This is a genomic window from Paenibacillus sp. VTT E-133291, from assembly GCF_002264395.1.
GTDB lineage: Bacteria > Bacillota > Bacilli > Paenibacillales > Paenibacillaceae > Paenibacillus_AQ > Paenibacillus_AQ nitricinens.
On the sequence record NZ_NFVA01000002.1, the window covers coordinates 105,450 to 123,426 of the forward strand.

The 17,977-nt window shown below is 41.4% G+C and carries 15 protein-coding genes; 12 read left to right on the top strand and 3 right to left on the bottom strand.

Annotated features, from left to right (window positions below):
• Positions 1 to 99: 99 nt before the first annotated feature.
• Together CA598_RS01615 and lacZ are read right to left on the bottom strand one after the other, a co-directional pair.
• Positions 100 to 1,125: an ABC transporter substrate-binding protein gene (locus CA598_RS01615; RefSeq protein ID WP_094870174.1), complete on the bottom strand. Its 1,026-nt coding sequence runs from the start codon at positions 1,123 to 1,125 to the stop codon at positions 100 to 102.
• Positions 1,126 to 1,411: 286 nt separating this feature from the next.
• Positions 1,412 to 4,525, bottom strand: coding sequence for a beta-galactosidase, LacZ type (gene lacZ / locus CA598_RS01620; RefSeq protein ID WP_094875098.1), 3,114 nt, complete (start codon positions 4,523 to 4,525; stop codon positions 1,412 to 1,414).
• 116 nt (positions 4,526 to 4,641) lie between these two features.
• Between lacZ and CA598_RS01625 the strand changes: the two genes are divergently transcribed.
• The 3 genes from CA598_RS01625 (at position 4,642) to CA598_RS01635 (ending at position 9,155) form a co-directional block, all read left to right on the top strand.
• A complete protein-coding gene (locus tag CA598_RS01625; protein ID WP_094875160.1) occupies positions 4,642 to 5,463 on the top strand; it encodes an AraC family transcriptional regulator in 822 nt (273 codons plus the stop codon).
• A 208-nt stretch (positions 5,464 to 5,671) separates the two neighbouring features.
• Entirely contained in the window at positions 5,672 to 6,577 is a 906-nt protein-coding gene (locus CA598_RS01630) for a hypothetical protein (RefSeq protein WP_094870172.1), read from the top strand.
• 196 nt (positions 6,578 to 6,773) lie between these two features.
• Complete coding sequence (locus CA598_RS01635; RefSeq protein ID WP_094875099.1) at positions 6,774 to 9,155, top strand: alpha-L-arabinofuranosidase C-terminal domain-containing protein; 2,382 nt, start codon at positions 6,774 to 6,776, stop codon at positions 9,153 to 9,155.
• A 31-nt stretch (positions 9,156 to 9,186) separates the two neighbouring features.
• Here CA598_RS01635 and CA598_RS33420 read toward each other — a convergent pair whose 3' ends face one another.
• On the bottom strand, positions 9,187 to 9,321 hold the full coding sequence (locus CA598_RS33420) for an alpha-L-arabinofuranosidase C-terminal domain-containing protein (protein WP_373455804.1): 135 nt from the start codon (positions 9,319 to 9,321) through the stop codon (positions 9,187 to 9,189).
• Between the two features lie 215 nt (positions 9,322 to 9,536).
• On the opposite strand from CA598_RS33420, the gene CA598_RS01645 reads away from it, so the two are divergent.
• The 9 genes from CA598_RS01645 (at position 9,537) to CA598_RS01685 (ending at position 17,900) form a co-directional block, all read left to right on the top strand.
• A complete protein-coding gene (locus CA598_RS01645) occupies positions 9,537 to 9,824 on the top strand; it encodes an ArsR/SmtB family transcription factor (protein ID WP_094870170.1) in 288 nt (95 codons plus the stop codon).
• Between the two features lie 127 nt (positions 9,825 to 9,951).
• Entirely contained in the window at positions 9,952 to 10,962 is a 1,011-nt protein-coding gene (locus tag CA598_RS01650; RefSeq protein ID WP_094870169.1) for a LacI family DNA-binding transcriptional regulator, read from the top strand.
• 178 nt (positions 10,963 to 11,140) lie between these two features.
• Positions 11,141 to 12,082, top strand: coding sequence for an ABC transporter permease (locus CA598_RS01655; RefSeq protein WP_094870184.1), 942 nt, complete (start codon positions 11,141 to 11,143; stop codon positions 12,080 to 12,082).
• A 14-nt stretch (positions 12,083 to 12,096) separates the two neighbouring features.
• Complete coding sequence (locus CA598_RS01660) at positions 12,097 to 12,984, top strand: carbohydrate ABC transporter permease (protein ID WP_094870168.1); 888 nt, start codon at positions 12,097 to 12,099, stop codon at positions 12,982 to 12,984.
• Positions 12,985 to 13,101: 117 nt separating this feature from the next.
• Positions 13,102 to 14,739, top strand: coding sequence for a type 2 periplasmic-binding domain-containing protein (locus tag CA598_RS01665; protein WP_094875100.1), 1,638 nt, complete (start codon positions 13,102 to 13,104; stop codon positions 14,737 to 14,739).
• An 86-nt stretch (positions 14,740 to 14,825) separates the two neighbouring features.
• Positions 14,826 to 16,169, top strand: a complete 1,344-nt coding sequence (locus CA598_RS01670) for a glycoside hydrolase family 30 protein (protein WP_094875101.1) — start codon at positions 14,826 to 14,828, stop codon at positions 16,167 to 16,169.
• 122 nt (positions 16,170 to 16,291) lie between these two features.
• Entirely contained in the window at positions 16,292 to 16,720 is a 429-nt protein-coding gene (locus CA598_RS01675; protein ID WP_094875102.1) for a hypothetical protein, read from the top strand.
• A gap of 127 nt (positions 16,721 to 16,847) precedes the next feature.
• The gene (locus CA598_RS01680; RefSeq protein ID WP_094875103.1) at positions 16,848 to 17,279 is read left to right on the top strand and encodes an RrF2 family transcriptional regulator; all 432 of its coding nucleotides are present in this window, start codon (positions 16,848 to 16,850) and stop codon (positions 17,277 to 17,279) included.
• A gap of 246 nt (positions 17,280 to 17,525) precedes the next feature.
• Complete coding sequence (locus tag CA598_RS01685) at positions 17,526 to 17,900, top strand: DoxX family protein (RefSeq protein WP_094875104.1); 375 nt, start codon at positions 17,526 to 17,528, stop codon at positions 17,898 to 17,900.
• The last annotated feature ends 77 nt before the right edge of the window (positions 17,901 to 17,977 follow it).

Here is a 17,977-nt window from a genome sequence, read left to right on the forward strand (position 1 = left end):
ATTCATTGTATATAAAATAAAGAAGCATATCAACAGCTGTTGACATGCTTCTTGCAGTTTTCTATCAGCTAAGTGCCAAATGCTTCATGAAGGTGAAAATTATTTCATATTCAAAAGCTGTGGGAGTTCACCGAGCAGCCATTCTCTTGTTGTTGCATCACTTGAAGTCTTCATAATATCTTGTGTATAGACATATCCGTTCTTGACGGCAGGGAGACCTTTCCAAATCGGGCTCTTTAATAGAGTAGAAGTGGATTGCTTGGCTTCATCGGCCACAGGAGTTAGGATGAAAATCCGATCTCCGGCATATTCTTTTAGCACTTCCATGGATACTTCCTGGAATCCCATACCTTCATCGAGAACCTTCTGAATCGCTGGGGTTGGCTTGAAGCCATTCTCTCCATATAGGACTTGCGAAAGTCCGGTCGTCGCCATAACAAATAGTCTGTCACCAGGATAATAAGTAAAGACTGAAGCTGTTTCTCCTTCTTTTATGCCTGCTGCCTTTAATTGTTCCCACAAGGCATCTTCACTCGTTTTATACTTAGCGAGCCATGCCTCTGCTTCGGTCGTTCTCCCAAGAATTCCGCCAATATCCAGCATTCGTTCTTTTAGCGGGGCAAAGGTATCAAAGATTATTGTTGGTGCAATTTTGGACAGCTGCTCGAAATCAGCTTCATCTGTTCCTGCATAGATAATCAAATCAGGCTGAAGTTCCAGGGTCTTTTCCAGATTGATAGGGAACCCTACATCTTCGACACCTTGAAGCTGATCTTCAAAAACCTGTCCCTCACCCATAGATAGTGGATAGCCTACCGCTTGCACACCAAGTGCGAGCAAATCGCCATAAGTTTCTCCTGAATAAATTACGCGCTTAGGGTTAACAGGAATTTCTACAGTATGGCCTATGTAGTCCGTGTAGGTGCGAGTAGTCGCCGCAGCTGCATTAGTGCCATTATCGGATGTTTCTGGAGAAGGTGCAGGGGTAGCAGAAGTATTATTTCCGGCTGCGTTAGACGCAGTGTTCTTGGCTGGTTGTTCCTCTGAGTTTCCGCACGCGAGTAGTAATGTGGTCATCAGAAAGAGTACACATAACACGGCGAAGGGTTGTCTTACCTTGTTCATATAATATTGCCTCCCTAAAATATGTAACGATCACCAATAATGATAATCATTCTCGACGAAAACTATCATAATTTAAAGTCTCCTTTTACTCAATGGACAAAACACATTATGGCGATTTGATTTGTACAATCTATTGTTAATGGAGTTGGTAGCCAGAGAAAAGATTGATAAGGCTAAGGAGGTATTGAGGAGCACGCAAAACTCTGTTGTGGGATTGAAATAAATAGAACAAGGCCGTCTTGTTTGGTAGAAACCAACCAGAGACGGCCTTTTTTAATAGATGAGATTAAAGAAGAGAGAGGGTGAAACGGAATGCATATGGGCGATTAGCTGGTAGAGTAAACTCTTCATGTGTCCGTGCGCCCCAACTGTCGTCACCGCCAACACCCATTTGCTTGTAGTTGACTCTCAGCACGCTTTTGTTCGAGACAGGCAATTTATACACATGATCACTTGCTTCCAGCTCGTCAGGCATCCAAGGCAGGGCATTAATCTCCATAGGGATGGCACTATCAAAATAAAGTCCTGATCCATCGTTGGCTTCCGTTATTGAAGCAAATCTCACATCAGTCTTATTGCCACACTCCTGCGGTCTGAGGTAAGGGACGAACTGGTCACTGACTTTGCCAGAATAACGGCCCAGTGGTGATCCAGTCTGTCTATCCCAATAATTCTCATGGGGTCCACGGCCGTACCATGACAGGGTATCGAGTCTTCCAGCAAGCACGAACATCATTCCGAACTCAGGAATTTCTGGCAGATCACTACTACCCGGATTCAGTTCTTGCAGGAACTCTATAGATCCGTCAGGGCGAATCTCATACTGAACCAGAAGGGTGGAATACGGATTCGATGGCAGAAGGTAAGTGGTGGAAACGAAACAGAGATTTCCTTCGGTTCTATAAACCATGCTCAACAGATTCCGCTCATTAGAAGCCTGCTTCCACACTGCACAGCGCTTTGGCAATCCATTGCCAAGATCATTATCCGTGACTGCTCTCCAGAAATTAGGTCTTACGGGCTCAAGCAGATGTTCTTTACCGGCAGCATGGTATGAGTTTAGCTCACCAGTTGCTTTATTAAAGCTTAGAGTGAAATTCTCACCCTGTACGCTCAATGCATCTTCATGTTCCTGCACATGTAACGTTCCATCCGTTGTTTTTGGAGCCTTTGTCACGATACGCGGGGACAGAATGAACTGTTCCCAAGCGATTTCGTGGTCAGCATCAGACCAAGAAGTTTCTGAACGCTGAATGAAGGAGAGATTTAGAATAGCTTCGTGATCGCCTTTATGTGAAATCAGTTCATAAGGGATGGTGCATTCAACGATTTCTCCTGGTACAGCAGAGATTTGCAGCAAACCCTCTTGCGCAGCTACTCCGTCTAAAGTAACTTCCCATTTAAGTTCGTACTGTTTAATGTCGGTAAATAAAAAGTTATTATGAATCTGAAAGAGACCTTCACGGATATTTAAAGCAGTTACTTTAATATTTTGATAGCATTTTTTGACCTCAAATAGCTTTGGAGTAACCGAACGATCGGCAAAAAGTAATCCGTTTCCGCTAAAGTTTCCATCATGTGGCGACTCACCAAAGTCACCGCCATATGCTAAATAGGAGACACCTTCGGATGTTTGGGTTCGGATAGACTGATCCACCCAATCCCAAATAAATGCACCTTGAAAAATATCGTACTTGTCAAACAAGTCCGTGTATAGGTTTAGCCCACCGCAGGAATTGCCCATAGCATGACTGTATTCGCAGATGATATAAGGCTTCTGAGGATGACTCAGCGCATATTTTTCAACCTCGTGCGGTTTAGCATACATGGTCGACTCTATATCACTAGCTGCTTCCGACTCTCTGCAATGGAAGATCCCTTCATAATGAACAGGCCGTGTTGGGTCCGCTTCTCTGAGATAGTCATGCATGGCGATAAAATTATCACCACCGTAGGACTCATTCCCCAGTGACCAGATGATAACCGAAGGATGGTTCTTATCTCTTTGCATCATGGAGTTGCAACGGTCAATCACATTGGCCCGCCATTCCGGTTTGCTGGCAGGTACATTTCCCTCATGTATTCCTTGTTGCCCGTACTGCCAAGTGCCGTGCGTCTCCAGATTGGTTTCATCGATAACGTAAAGTCCGTATTCATCACAAAGCTCATACCAAATAGACTGATTCGGGTAGTGAGAGGTCCGAACCGAGTTAATATTATGTGTTTTCATCAGTTGGATATCTCGGATCATGTCGTCTTTGGATAGCGCACGTCCTGTGTCACAAGAGAACTCGTGCCGGTTAACGCCTTTAAGTACAATTCTTTTGCCGTTGATCTTCATAAGTCCGTCTTTGATCTCAAAGGTGCGGAATCCGACCTTACAGCTGACCGTTTCAATAGTGTTTCCTTTATCGTCAATAATAGAGAGGACCAATGTATACAGATACGGTGTCTCAGCACTCCACTTATAAGGATCTTTTACATGCTCAGAAAGCTTGAAATGATGAACGCCCTCTTGATCCATGGAAGTAACTGTAGATACTGGTGCCTCCCAGACAGGCTGATCCTCTTTATTGTATAGCTGCATTTGGAGTGTATAAGGGCTTAGCTTCTGATCAAAGTATTTCTCCATTTTGATGTCTACGTTTAAATCCGCATGAACGAAATCCTCATCCAGCTCGGTTTTAACGAAAAAATCAGCAACATGGACAGAAGGGGCCGTGTACAGATAGACCTCCCGAAAAATACCGCTAAGCCGCCAAAAATCTTGATCCTCCAGCCAACTGGCATCACACCAGCGATAGACCTCGACAGCTAGTTTATTATCACCAGTAACTAGATAAGGGGTAATATCGAACTCCGAAGGCGTAAAGGTGTCTTCACAGTATCCGACCCGTTCTCCGTTTACCCACACATAGAAAGCGGATTCAACCCCCTGAAAGCTAAGGTATACAGGCTGACCGTTCCAAGATTCTGGTACAGTAAAGGTTCTGATGTACGAGCCCACGGGATTATATTTTGTCGGAGCAAAAGGTGGCTTGAGATCAGGTTCGGATTCCGCCCAAGGATAGCGCACATTCGTATATTGCGGGTAATCATAGCCATGGAACTGCCAGTGAGAAGGTACAGGAATCGTAGCCCAATTGCTGCAATCGAAATGAGCTTTATAGAAATCCACGACTCGTAGATCCGGTGTTTCAAAAAAAGAGAACTTCCAAATGCCATTAAGCGTTTTGTAGTATGGCGAGGCTTCTTTATCTCCCACCAGGGCTTGCGTTAGATTGCTATATGGGATCATGGAAGCATGTGCATCCAAGCGATTTAATTCGAAGATCTCCGGATTATTATTCCATTCTGGATAACCGTTTGCAGGAGGCTGGTAAACAAATTTTGCTCGCATGAGTAAATCTCCTTTATAATAGTGATGTTATTATATTCATATTATAGATTGGAGTAATGGTAAGAGATATAAAAGATTTTTCATCAAATATAACAAAATATGAAACGAGTGATCAGATGGAGAGCAAAATAATCTTTTGCCAAACGGAAGAGACGAATATGCTGCCGCTGTATGCTACAACCATTGGATTTTGGGAGCATCAGGCAGAAACCTTACGTCCTACCGGATTTCCGGACTATCAAATGCATCAGATTCATGAAGGCAAAGGCGAGCTTATCATCCAGGAGAAACGATATATTGTCGGCTCAGGGGATGTTTTCTTTTTGTTCCCGAATATTACGCATTCGTATGCGCCAATCAGCAGTAAGTGGAAGCTGTCATGGATTTCATTCAATGGTAGAGAGGCCGGTCAAATGCTGCTGTACGCAGGAATTCGCGAATCAGGCCCTGCTAGGTTGAAGGAGGATAAATGGCTAAATCCTTTAAAAGAAATGCTCAACTTGTCAGATAACAATGATTTGGAAACGAATCTGGAACGATCCAAACAATTATATGCGCTGCTACTGGATTTAAAAAGCAACCTAGTTTCTCCTTTAAATGAAGCTCTTGAATTGGAGCGAATTAATCCGGTGTTGCGTCATATAGAAAGAAATCTTCATAGGTCCCTCCCATTAAAGGAACTTGCGGAGGTTATTGCAGTGTCGCCACAGTATTTATGTAGGCTTTTTCAAAAAACAATTCATGATCGACCTGTAACCTATATCAACAAGCAACGTATAAACTTGAGTAAACAACTAATGTCCAATGAACGAGATAAAAAAATGTATGAGATTGCTCAGTTAGTGGGCTTCGAAAATGCCAGCTACTTTTGTCTAGTGTTTAAGCGGTTGACTGGAATGAGTCCAGAGCAATTTAAACAGCTGCATGGTTTGGACTAAGGGCAATAGAGAATGCCTCTAAGCCCTATGATAAACGCTTACTTGTTAGCATCTAGCACTCCATGATATAGTTTAATTGAGTTCATATGTTGTATTTTTCACGAATTCGCTCATTTTTTTGCAATATGTGTATGTTCAATCTAATTCAATACATAGAACCAAATTTACGATCAGATATTTAGTTAAGCATCAGGAAGGAGTCATCAATTTGAATGAGAAGTTAAAAGAGGCATATGAACGTTTGGACTTGCCTGTAGACATTAGCCGGGAGGAACTGAATAAAAAGTTTGATTTGCACTTGAAACGCCGTAAATCAAATTCCTCAGAAACTGAGGCTACAGCCTATGAAGAAGAATTTCTTGCTTTCAAAACGATCCTAGACGGCTTGGATCAACAGGAAATTCAGGAGGCAGAGGACAAGCGGCTAGAGAAATGGGGAGCATTTTCCGGCATAGCGCGTAAATCAGAGAATTTTTTTAGGCTATACAAAGTCCATACTTTTGTATCTATCATTGTGCTGTTAGTGCTAATCTTTGGAGGTAACGCTCTTTATAATCAATATCAAGCAAAAAAATATGAAGCTTCACTCCCGCCAGTGGATGTACATATCATGTTCTTAGGCAATTATGAATCCCAAGATCCATCAGGTAAGGATGAAGAGCTTAAACAAGAGATAGTCAATCGCTATCCGACTTGGAAGCGGGTAAAGACGGATGTAGTGTACCTTCCCTCAACAGGTGGAACGGGTGGAGGAACATTAGACATGACTTATATTCAGCGCGCAATGGCGATGCTGGCAGCGGAAAGACCTGATATCCTCATTTTGGATGATGCTACTTTTGATTGGATTGGACAACAGCAGGGACTTAAGAATCTGGAGCCGTTTGTTAAATCAGCGGGACTTCCTTTAGATGATATTCGTTTGAAACGTATAAAAAACACGGAGAACGGTGAAGAATGGATCACTGGCGTAGATATCACAGATACGAAATTTGCTACAGATCTTCCAATTCATTCACGGAAGATGATTATCGGGGTGTTTGGAGAAGGTGGAGATAAGAACAAATCAACTGATTTTGTTGAGTTCTTAGTAGGGCAAATGACTGCCAAATAAATGAGTATTATAAATGGACCTGTGTTATAAAGACCGATGTTGTATGGATTCTCATACGATATCGGTTTTTTTGATGTACATTCAAAGCATCTGAATTGACGAATGTGAAGTGAACTCACTATAATGATTCATATAGATATGAACTAAGTAATATAAATATAAACTAAACTGAATATTACAAGGGAGTGATGAAAGAATGAAGACAGAAGGAACTCTGACAATACATACACAGAAGCGTGGTGCAGCATTAGGTGATTTATTTGGAATCTTCTTTGAGGATTTAAATCATGCGGCAGATGGTGGACTTTATGCTGAGCTAGTTCAGAATCGATCCTTTGAATTTGATCCGATTGATCGGGCCGATTATCATGCGTTAATGGCTTGGGAGCCTGTAGAACGTGGGGAGGGGAAATCCGTAATCACCGTTGAAGATAGCGAGCCCTTGAATGGTCGTAATCCACATTATGTAGCTATTGATATTGTGGCTGAAGGTGACGGCGTTGGGTTGATGAATCTGGGATTCAATCGTGGTATTCCGGTAGAAGAGGGCGAGAACTATAAGTTCTCCGTTTATGCTCGTCGCGAGACAAGCTTTGATGTCCCCCTTACTGTAACCATCGAAAGTACAAATGGCATCATTCATGGTGAAGCGGAAATAGCTGTGAATCACTCCGAATGGACTCGATACGAAGCAGTTATTAAGTCTAAGGCTACGGATACTAGTTCACGTCTTGTAATCGTTACCAAAGGGAGCGGGAGGGTATACCTGGACATGATTTCTCTATTTCCGGAGAAGACCTTTATGAACAGACCAGGGGGCATGCGTGAAGATATTTCACTGTTACTCGCCGGCTTAAAGCCTAAATTCATGCGGTTTCCGGGTGGTTGTCTGGTACATGACGGTTCCTTAAATCCAGATGACAGAGATTCTATGTACAGATGGAAGAATACAATTGGGGATGTTGCACAAAGACCGGCAAGGCGGAATAACTGGTCCTATAATCAGACGCTTGGGTTAGGTTACTTTGAATATTTTCAGTTCTGTGAGGATATTGGAGCTAAGCCGATTCCCGTTCTTCCGGGCGGCTACGATCCGCATCATAAACGATTGGTCCCACTGGATGAATTAACGCCCTGGGTTGAGGATGCACTGGATTTGATTGAATTTGCTAATGGGGACATTTCTTCGGAGTGGGGAAGTATACGTGCGAGGCTGGGTCATCCAGAGCCTTTTAACCTAGAGTATATCGGTATCGGCAATGAGGAGGTAGGTGCACCTTTTTTCGAGAGATATCCTTACTTTCATCAAGCCATAAAAGAGAAATATCCGGATATTAAAGTCATTAATTCGAGCGGTCCATTCTCTGCAGGTAAAGAATATGATCGGGGCTGGACATCGGCAAAAGAGAATAAGTCTGATCTCGTAGATGAGCATTACTACTGTACACCAGAATGGTTCCTGGCGAATCATCATCGTTATGATGACTTTAAGGCTGACGAACCGAAAGTGTTCTTAGGTGAATATGCTTCATGGGGCAATACCTATTTTAACGCGTTGGTGGAAGCGGCTTTTATGACGGGACTTCAGAACAACGCTCATGCAGTTGGCTTGGCATGTTATGCGCCTATGCTCTGCAATGTGGATTATATCAACTGGAAGCCGGATCTAATCTGGTTTAATAATCATGAAGTGTACGGAACTGCGAACTACTATGTTCAAAAGCTATTCATGAATCATCAGGGAGATCAGCTCCTAGAAATAAAAGCAAACGGCTTCACAGTACCTGAGGAACGCAAAATTGAAGCAATCACAGGAGCCATTAGCTTGGGCGTCGATGCATCCGCTGCTCGTTTCTCCGAAATCCATCTTGTCAACAATGTCACAGGAGAACACAAGACATTTTCTGATCTATCGGAAGAAGTAGCGAATCTGCTTGACCCCGATCAGAATGGAACGGCTAAACATATATTAGAGCTTGGAGAGACGGAGTGGGAGAGCTATTCCTTGAATTTTAAGGCTACACGAACCGCAGGGAATAAAGGATTTAAGTTCTATTTTGGCAAAGCGGATGATCAGAATCATTTGTACTGGGAGCTGGGTGGCTGGCAGAATCAGGATTCGATTGTCGCCTCCATCATTAACGGAAGAAACTCTGTTCTGACACATTCGATGTTTACTGTTGAAACAGACGTAGAATATGATCTAAAGCTAAAAGTATCAGGCAGACATATTCATACATACATTAACGGAGAGTTGATCAATGAAACAGAGGATAAACTTCCGGTCATCGAACCGCTGTATTACACAGCAAGTGTGGAGGATTGCACAGGGGATATCATACTTAAGACAGTGAATGTACAAGAGAATAGCGTTTCTGCTGAGATTATATTAAAAGAGTTGGCAAAAAAGGACTTGTCCGTCGAAGGATATGAACTGTCGGGATACCAGCTTGAGGATGAAAATAATTTCGAGAATAAAGAGCTTGTCTCCCCGAAGCAAAAAAACTTTACGACAGTGGGCAGTTGCTTTTCTTATGAGTTTCCGAAGCAATCCGTAACGATTTTTAGAATAAAATAAAAACTAAAAGCGCCCCTTTTGAATCTTAGAATTACAGAGATTCAAGGGGGCGTTTATGGTGGTCTTCTACACTAATGACAGGTGCAATATTATTAATAAGCTGGGGAATGCAAACCATCTTTACACGGTCTGCATGTTCTAGTAATGTAGTGAGACAGCAGCCCACGACCAGCGCATCTTCCAATCGTCCAGCGAAAGATTAATTTTCTACTTGCTCTTTTTTTTAGCTTGAATATAATCACAGGTAACAGCTATACTGCATCAATATATATCTCGCTTGTTAAATTAATAATTAATATTATTGTTAACTAAGAAATAGTTTTGAGATTACATAGTTAGAATTCTTTAAAATACTAATTCAAAGACATAGGAGATCATAAAATGCACTTAAATACAGATACAGAATCGCTTCGGGTCTACGAAGCATTAGCAAGTGAAGTCAGGCTAAGGATTATCGAACTACTGGACCGAAAAGAGATGCATATTAAAGAACTGGCTGCCGAGCTCTATCTAAGTAGTGCTATGGTTAGCACACATGTTGCCAAGCTGCAAAAGGCAGGTCTGATTAGCTCTAAAATGAGACGTGTAGATGGAGGGACTTATAAGTACTGCTCCCTGTCTACGAACTGCCTGCAGATTAAATTATCAGGATCTCGGGGAATCTGCTAATCGGATATTATGAATGATGGGAAATAGATAATTTATAAAAATAAAAAAACATATTGTAATGAAAACGGTTTTATGATAATTTAAATCTATAAAAACGTTTTTATTTGTAAAGGAAGATTGAATCATTATGGAAAAGGTAACCATCAAAGACGTTGCAAGAGAGGCTGGAGTGTCCATTTCTACAGTTTCTAACGCACTAAATGACGTTGATGTATTAAATCCGGAGACCAAATCACATGTGCTTAAGATCGCGAAGCAATTAAATTATGTTCCAAACCTAAATGGCAAGCTCCTAAGGAACGGAAAAACTAAAATGCTAGGTTTTTTCACGACAAGTGTAGCAGGCCCGTACTTCTATAAGCTGGTGGAGTCCATGTCTCGTGAATGTGATCGGTTAGGTTATGGATTAAATGTATTTGTTACAAAGGATAAACAAGTCATTATGAGCAATATTCTAGGCCGACGTGTGGATGGTGTCATTATCTACGAAGAGCTGAGAATAGATGAAGAAGAAATTGCTGCAATGGTGAAAGACAAGATCAAGGCTGTGTTTCTGGATCGACCACTTCAGAATGAAACGATGGGAAGTGTGATTTTTAATTCGTTTGAATCTGCTTACGAAGCAACTAAATATTTAATCAGTCTGGGACACAAGAAAATTGCTTACATATCTGGTGTAGATGAGATGTATGACAGTGTTCAGCGGAAAGAAGGATACTTGGCCGCCTTGCGTCAATATCAGCTTCCGACGAACGAAGAGTATATTATACAAGGATATTTTGAGGAAGAGAGCACCTATAACGCTATAAAGTCTCTAGTTCATTTAAGTCCTGAAAAAATGCCTGATGCTTTTTTAGCAGGGAATGATTTGAGCGCCATTGGATGTATTCAAGCTTTGAAATCGCATGGATATGAAGTCCCGTTGGATATAAGTGTAATGGGGTTTGATGATATTGATATCGCGCAGTATTTCTCACCGCCATTAACGACGGTAAGAAATCAAATTGCCAGACAAGGTATTCTATCCATAAATCACCTGGTTCGCATGATTCAGAAGAAGGAACAGGGCGAAATGATGAAATTGCCGGGTGAGCTAATTGTACGTGGTTCTACTCAAGTGAAGATTGATCGGTACTAACGCTTTCAAGAAGGGCAACAAGATAGTATCCGATCATTTTTTTATAATTTTATTGCTTTTAGGAGGTTTTTTTTAAAAAGAAATAAAAACGTTTTTATTGTTTTGGGGATCATGATTTGGAGGGGAGAAGAAAAACGTGGATAAATTAGCCGTAGTGCCAGTGAACGGGAAGAATCCAATGAACAGTAAGAAGCCTATGGGACAGAGGGTCAAAGAGTTCGTGATTGATTATAAGAGACAATGGGAAATCCAGTCCATGATCATTCCAGGAATTATTTTTATGATTATCTTTTGTTTTATTCCGATTTATGGATTAACAATTGCTTTTAAAAGCTACACCGTAATTGATACGCTCGATTCGGCCCCATGGGTAGGGCTCGATAATTTTAGAATTATTTTATCAGATAAATACTTTTGGGACGCTGTAGTCAATACATTAGGGATCAGCTTTCTGAAATTAGCCATAGGATTTGTTATTCCTATTATTTTATCCGTCATGATTTATGAATTAAGCGGTGGACGTTTCAAAAAAATAGTACAAACGATCTCTTATTTACCTCACTTTTTGTCCTGGATTGTTCTGGGCGGGATGCTGATTGCTTGGTTCTCTTCCTCCGGTATGATTAATGAAATCCTGCTCAATTTGGGAATCATTTCGAAACCGGTAAATATCTTGCTTGATGCGAACAAGTATTGGTGGATTGCAACGTTATCGGATATTTGGAAAGAGGCGGGCTGGGGAACGATTTTATACCTAGCGATCATGTCGAAAATTGACCCTACTTATTATGAAGCTGCAAAAATAGATGGGGCCAGTCGTATGAGACAAATTTGGAATATTACCCTCCCTAACATGAAACCGATTATCAGTTTAAATCTGATTCTGACTGTAAGCGGTTTATTAGGATCGAATTTAGATCAAACCTTGGTCTTGATGAATTCACAGAACCGTGAAAAAGCAGAAGTAATCAATTCTTATGTGTATCGTATGGGTATGACGCAAGGTGACTTCTCTTATGCAACCGCTGTTGGTTTAGGTGTCTCCATCGTATCAGTTATCCTATTGATTAGTGCCAACAAAGTATCCAGCAAATTAAATGATAATCAATCCGTTCTGTAGAAGGAGGCATTTCTGTGAATCGTACGGTAGCTAAAGAAGATCTCGACAGTCGAATCTTTAATACCATAAATATTATTTTACTCTGTATTTGTACTGTAATTATCGTTGTACCTTTATGGAATGTGGTCATCTCATCTTTAAGTTCAGGCAAGGCGCTCGCGGAAGGCGGATTTATATTTTGGTCTCCGGAGTTCTCCTTAGAAAATTATCGGGCTGTATTAAAAGATGAGACGATTGGACTAGCGTTCCTGGTCTCGCTTGCCAAAACTTTCATCGGTGTCATTACCCACGTATTCTTTTGCGCGATGATTGGTTATGGTTTGAGTAAAAAATACATACGTGGCCGCAAGCTGTACGTTGCCATGGGTGTAATCACCATGTTCTTCTCGGGTGGTATGATCCCCACGTATTTATTGATTAAGTCACTGGGTCTATTGAATAGCTTTTGGGTTTATATTATCCCGGCCTTGTTCAGTTACTATGATGTAGTTATTTTAATGAATTTCTTCAGAAACGTTCCGGATTCACTTGAAGAGTCAGCCAAAATCGATGGTGCAGGTGACTGGCGTATTTTCCTGAAAATCTTTATCCCTCTTTCCATGCCAGCTATGGCTACGATTGCGTTATTCAACGGGGTAGGGCAATGGAATGACTTCATGACCACCAAGTTATATATTACCGATCAAGCACTCTATCCGCTGCAAATGAAACTCTATGAAATTATCGTGCAGTCGCAAACGCAATCCATGCAAAATGTCGGTGGATCTGCCATTATCGAAACTACGACTAAAGGGGTTCAACTAGCAACAATTGTCATTACAACTTTGCCGATTGTTGTGATGTATCCAATATTACAGAGGTACTTTATTTCGGGAATGATGATGGGGGCGGTGAAAGAATAGAAAGTTAGGAGGGATTTCATAGAACGCATTGGTGTACGAAGTGTCCATCGGAAGTGTAGCTAGCCCAATCAGATCTGCACTTCCGTTACTTACAAAACTTTTTAGGGGGAAACAAGGATGAATAAAGCATTTGGGAAAAAAGGACTCAAGCTTTGTACAGCGCTTATGGCTGTTGTACTGGTATTTACGGGTTGTGGATCGAAGGGGAGTTCTGATAACTCCAGCAAAGAATTGAGCTCCATTGAAGGTCGCTATACGATAGATCCGCAAACACCGGCATGGAAGCTGGATACAAAAAAAGAGATTACAGATCTTACTTGGTACGTGAATGCAGACTGGTGGAATACTGATTTCGGTAAGGATCTTGTTACAAAGAAAATTAAAGAGGATTTAAACATCAATATTAAATTTATTACTGGGGACGACACGAAGTTAAATACTATTTTTGCCGGTGGCGAAATGCCGGACTTGCTGACTGTATTTGATTCTAACTCTCCGGTGGTACAAAAAGCCTCCACATGGGCGCTGCCTTTGAATGATCTGGCGGATAAATATGATCCTTATTTCAATAAAGTTGCAGAAAAAGATACTATGAATTGGTTCCAGCAAGCAGATGGCAAGACTTATGGCTATCCTAACTATTCAAATACTCAGAACGATTATGACAGCGGTAACATTCCTGCAAAAACGGCATTTATCATCCGTAAGGATGTTTATGAAGCCATTGGAAAACCAACGATGGGTACTCCAGAAGAATTCAAGAGCGTTATGCAACAAATCAAAAAGCAGTTTCCAGCAATGATTCCTTTTGGTTTTAACTCCATTGGTACAGGTACGGGTTCTTTGGGAGATGTACTACAGGACTTTATCGGTGTACCGCTGGAAACTGAAAATGGTGAATTCTACAACCGTAACCTGGATGAGGATTACTTGACTTGGTTGAAGACGTTAAATGAAGTCTACAGAAATGGTGACATCAGTGATGACAGTTTTGCTGATGACGGCACAGGCTTTGAAGAAAAATTAAAATCAGGCAAATACGCTACATTGCTACTTGATGGAACGCCTCAACAAAGTGGTAACCTGCAAATCTTCATGACTGGAAATCCAGGAAAAGAATATATCGCTATTGATGGACCGCAAAGCACGGTTGGTCATGAACCAACATTAAATCAATCAGGAATTACAGGCTGGATGATCAGTTTCATTACTAAAAAGGCTAAAGACCCTGCTAAAGCCATTCAAGTCTACACGTATTTGCTAAGTGAAGAAGGACAGAAGCTTATGAACTACGGTATTGAAGGAGAGACCTATAAAGTTAACGATGCTGGTAAAATTGAATTCTTGCCTGAAATCAAAGATCTTCAATTGAATAATGCAGATAAATTTAAAAAAGATTACCGGATGGGCGAATTTATGTTCTTCGGACATGACCGTGATAAAGCATTGAGTAATGATGCATTCGCAGAGTCGATCAAACAAATGCAAGAATGGGGCAAAGGAAAGATGAAACCTCACTTCATTCTAGAAAATATTAACCCTGCTCAAGGAACGCCTGAAGCGCGCAGTCTAACTGCAATTGATGCTACTTGGAATACTACGCTTGTAAGTTTGATTCGTTCAAAGGATGAAGCAACTTTTGAAAGTACTTTGGCTGCTTACAAAACCTTCTTGAACGAAAACAACTGGGATAAGATCGTAGAAGTTCGTTCTGAAAAAATGAAGAACAACAAAGAAAAACTAGGTCTTAAATAAGCAGGATTGTGGATCATGGCCCCTTTAATGGGGCCTCTTCATTACAGAACCCAAATAAGATATATAGAAAAGTGGAGGGAAACAACATGACAAAGCTTAAAATTTACCAATCTACAGGGGAAAATGAATTGTTCATAGAGCAGACGCTAGAGCAATTGACTCCGATCGCTTCAGATGAGTCTGTTACTACTGTAAACCTTGACGAGAATCAAACCTTTCAGGAAATGGATGGCTTTGGGGCATCCTTTACGGATTCATCCGCATATTTGATTAACCAAGTCCTTGACAATGAACAGAAAAAAGAGGTCATGAGCAAGCTTTTTGATTCCCAAGATGGAATTGGCTTGTCTGTATTAAGAAATCCAATGGGCGCATCCGATTATGCTAGAGATATTTATAGCTATGACGATATGCCTGCTCAGGAAACCGACACAGAATTAACTCATTTCTCCATCGCACATGATGAAGCTGATATTATCCCTTTGTTACAACGAGCGCTGGAACTTAATCCTGAGATCAAGCTGATGGCTTCACCTTGGAGTGCACCAGGCTGGATGAAGACTAGCGGATCTATGATCGCCGGTGAACTTAAACATGAACATTACCAGGCTTATGCCGATTATTTTGTACGATACATTCAAGCTTTTGAAGAGCACGGTCTGCCAACTTATGCGGTAACCCCGCAGAACGAGCCTCTTTTTGAACCCAATCACTATCCAAGTATGTTAATGCTGCCTGAGGCGCAAAGAGATTTCATTAAAAATTATCTGAAGCCTAGCTTTGTGAAACACAACATCCATACAAAAATTCTCTGCTATGATCACAACTGGGATCGTCCGGATTATCCACTCACAGTGCTCGATTATGCGAAAGATGAAGTGGACGGTGTTGCCTGGCACTGGTATGGAGGGAATGCGTCAGCACAGTCAGAGGTTCTGAAAGCTTTCGCGGATAAAGAAGTGCATTTCACAGAAGGTTCCGGTGGGGAATGGATTCCTCCGTTTGAACAAGCTTTCTCGAATGTTATGAGAACAGGAATTGATATTCTCAGAAATCATAGTAAATCCTTCGTCTTGTGGAATATGGCCTTAGATGAGAAGAACGGTCCAACGGTGCCGGGCTTTGGCAAAAGCACTTGTCGGGGTATTGTAACGGTCAACCAAGAGACTAAAGAACTTACGTATACGCTCGACTACTATGCACTTGCACATTTCAGCAAATTTATTCGTCCGAAGGCTGTACGTATTGACGCTTCCTCTAATCAAGAAGTGATCCGTTCCGTAGCTTTTAAGAATACAGATGATTCTATAGCGGTTGTTCTGTTCAACGATAGTGAAAAGGACGAGAATGTAGCTGTGAAATTGCAGGGCAAGGATGATCTATCGTTCCGTTTGGCTTCTAAAAGCGCCTTATCTATTTTAATAAAATAATTGAAAAATGTATCTCTAAAGTGCTCGAATCTCGCTTCGGGCGCTTTTTTTTGCGAAAATACGCATAAAAAATCAGTGTTCGTGAATCTTAAATGTATCCCTATAGCGAGGAGACATGAGCATTGAATAGAAAGTTTGTGCTAACGCTGCTAGTTCTGTGTTTGATGATTACTGGTGGCTCTAGTATTTTTGCTGTTAAAAATGTGTTGCCTGCAAAGCGTGAAACACCCAAATGGGCGATGGAGCTTCATAAAAGTAAACTGCCTTCGCCACAACCGGAAAAATATAAGAGCTACGAGCTATTAGTCACTAACTTAAGTGAAGATGCCAAAGATGTAACGTTTGAGTTGTACCGACCCGTGCAGGATCCTAATCAGGAGCAAATCATCTTAATAGATCCATTCAGCGATGATATGAGACCCAATGAGACGGTGAACTTTAGTCTTTTTTTTATAAAAAATGGGGCTAAAGAGTTGGAAGTCGTTCTCTCGTGGAATGATCATAATAAACGTAAGCATAAGCAAAGTTTTCGATTTACGGATTTTGAATAATAAATCATAGAAACGCCAAATATTACAGGGCATATTCCCTCGGGATGTGTCCTTTTTGGTTTGCTCCACCCCTTGTTTTACTCTATAATGTGCTTTATATAATTGCAGTTGAAAGGGGAGATGGGGCATGAGTACAGCTAATCGCGGAGTGAACATCGGACCTCCCCGTTTTAAAATAGCAGTACATTCGATTGTTTGGCTGGCTAAAAGCGGAAGCATTTTATCAAGTGCAATGATTGCAAGCCAAGTCAATTCACACGCGACCTTTATGCGTAGAGTGATGCAGTCATTGGCAACTGCGGGAATCGTAGAGTCCAAAGGTGGACGTGAGGGTGGGTACGTTCTCCGAAAATCTGCGGATGAGATTACACTGGGCGAAATTTATGAGGCAGTAAGTAGTACGATTGAGGAGCCAGAAGTGGATCTGGCGTGTGGAGCAAGTGCTTTGCTCGATGTCGAACTAGAGAGAATTCTCCAAGAGACCGAACAACGAACCATTGAGTATTTACGTCAATATACGATTACTAATGTGATGGAACGGGTAGATTTCTTTTCTTAAGGATTTAAGGTATAAAAAAAGTGCTAGTCAAGGGTTTCTCCGGCTACTATAATGTGCTTATCAGAGTTGCAGTTTCCACTGTAACTTTATTTTTAGAGGTATTGTGCTTGAGGTGAGCACATATAGTAACAAGGGGGAGTGAACGAAGAGGATTATTGAAAGTATCCACTGTCTTTTAGCAAGGAGTTCTTTTACTTTAATATGTGCTTGTCTTAGTTGCAAATAAAGGTATTGGGAGTGATGATCATGAATATTGTATCCATCGTATTGCAAAGCTTGTTGGTACTTGCTTTTGTTATGGCAGGGTTGGGAAAGGTAGCGGGTTCATCGATGCACGTGGATAACTTTAAAAAATGGCGGTTACCACAGTGGTTTCGCGTAATAACAGGACTCGTTGAGCTTGTCGCCGCAGCAGCTTTGGTTGTTGGCTACTGGGAGCCTAGCTGGGCAGCGGCAGGTGCGCTTTTACTTGGTGTTACGGCCATTGGCGGAGTTCTGGTTCATATTCGTGAACAGGATTCGTTTAAACATACGTTTCCAATTATCCTGCTCGGTGTATTAGCTGTTATCGTATTTTTCATTCGCTTCTCTGATTTAGCTGATTTTCCAGGGTTTAATTAATTTATACTCGCAAAATAAAAATGGCAGTTCAGAGCTGAATTTCAGCATCTGGACTGCCATTTATGTTTTTGGATCTT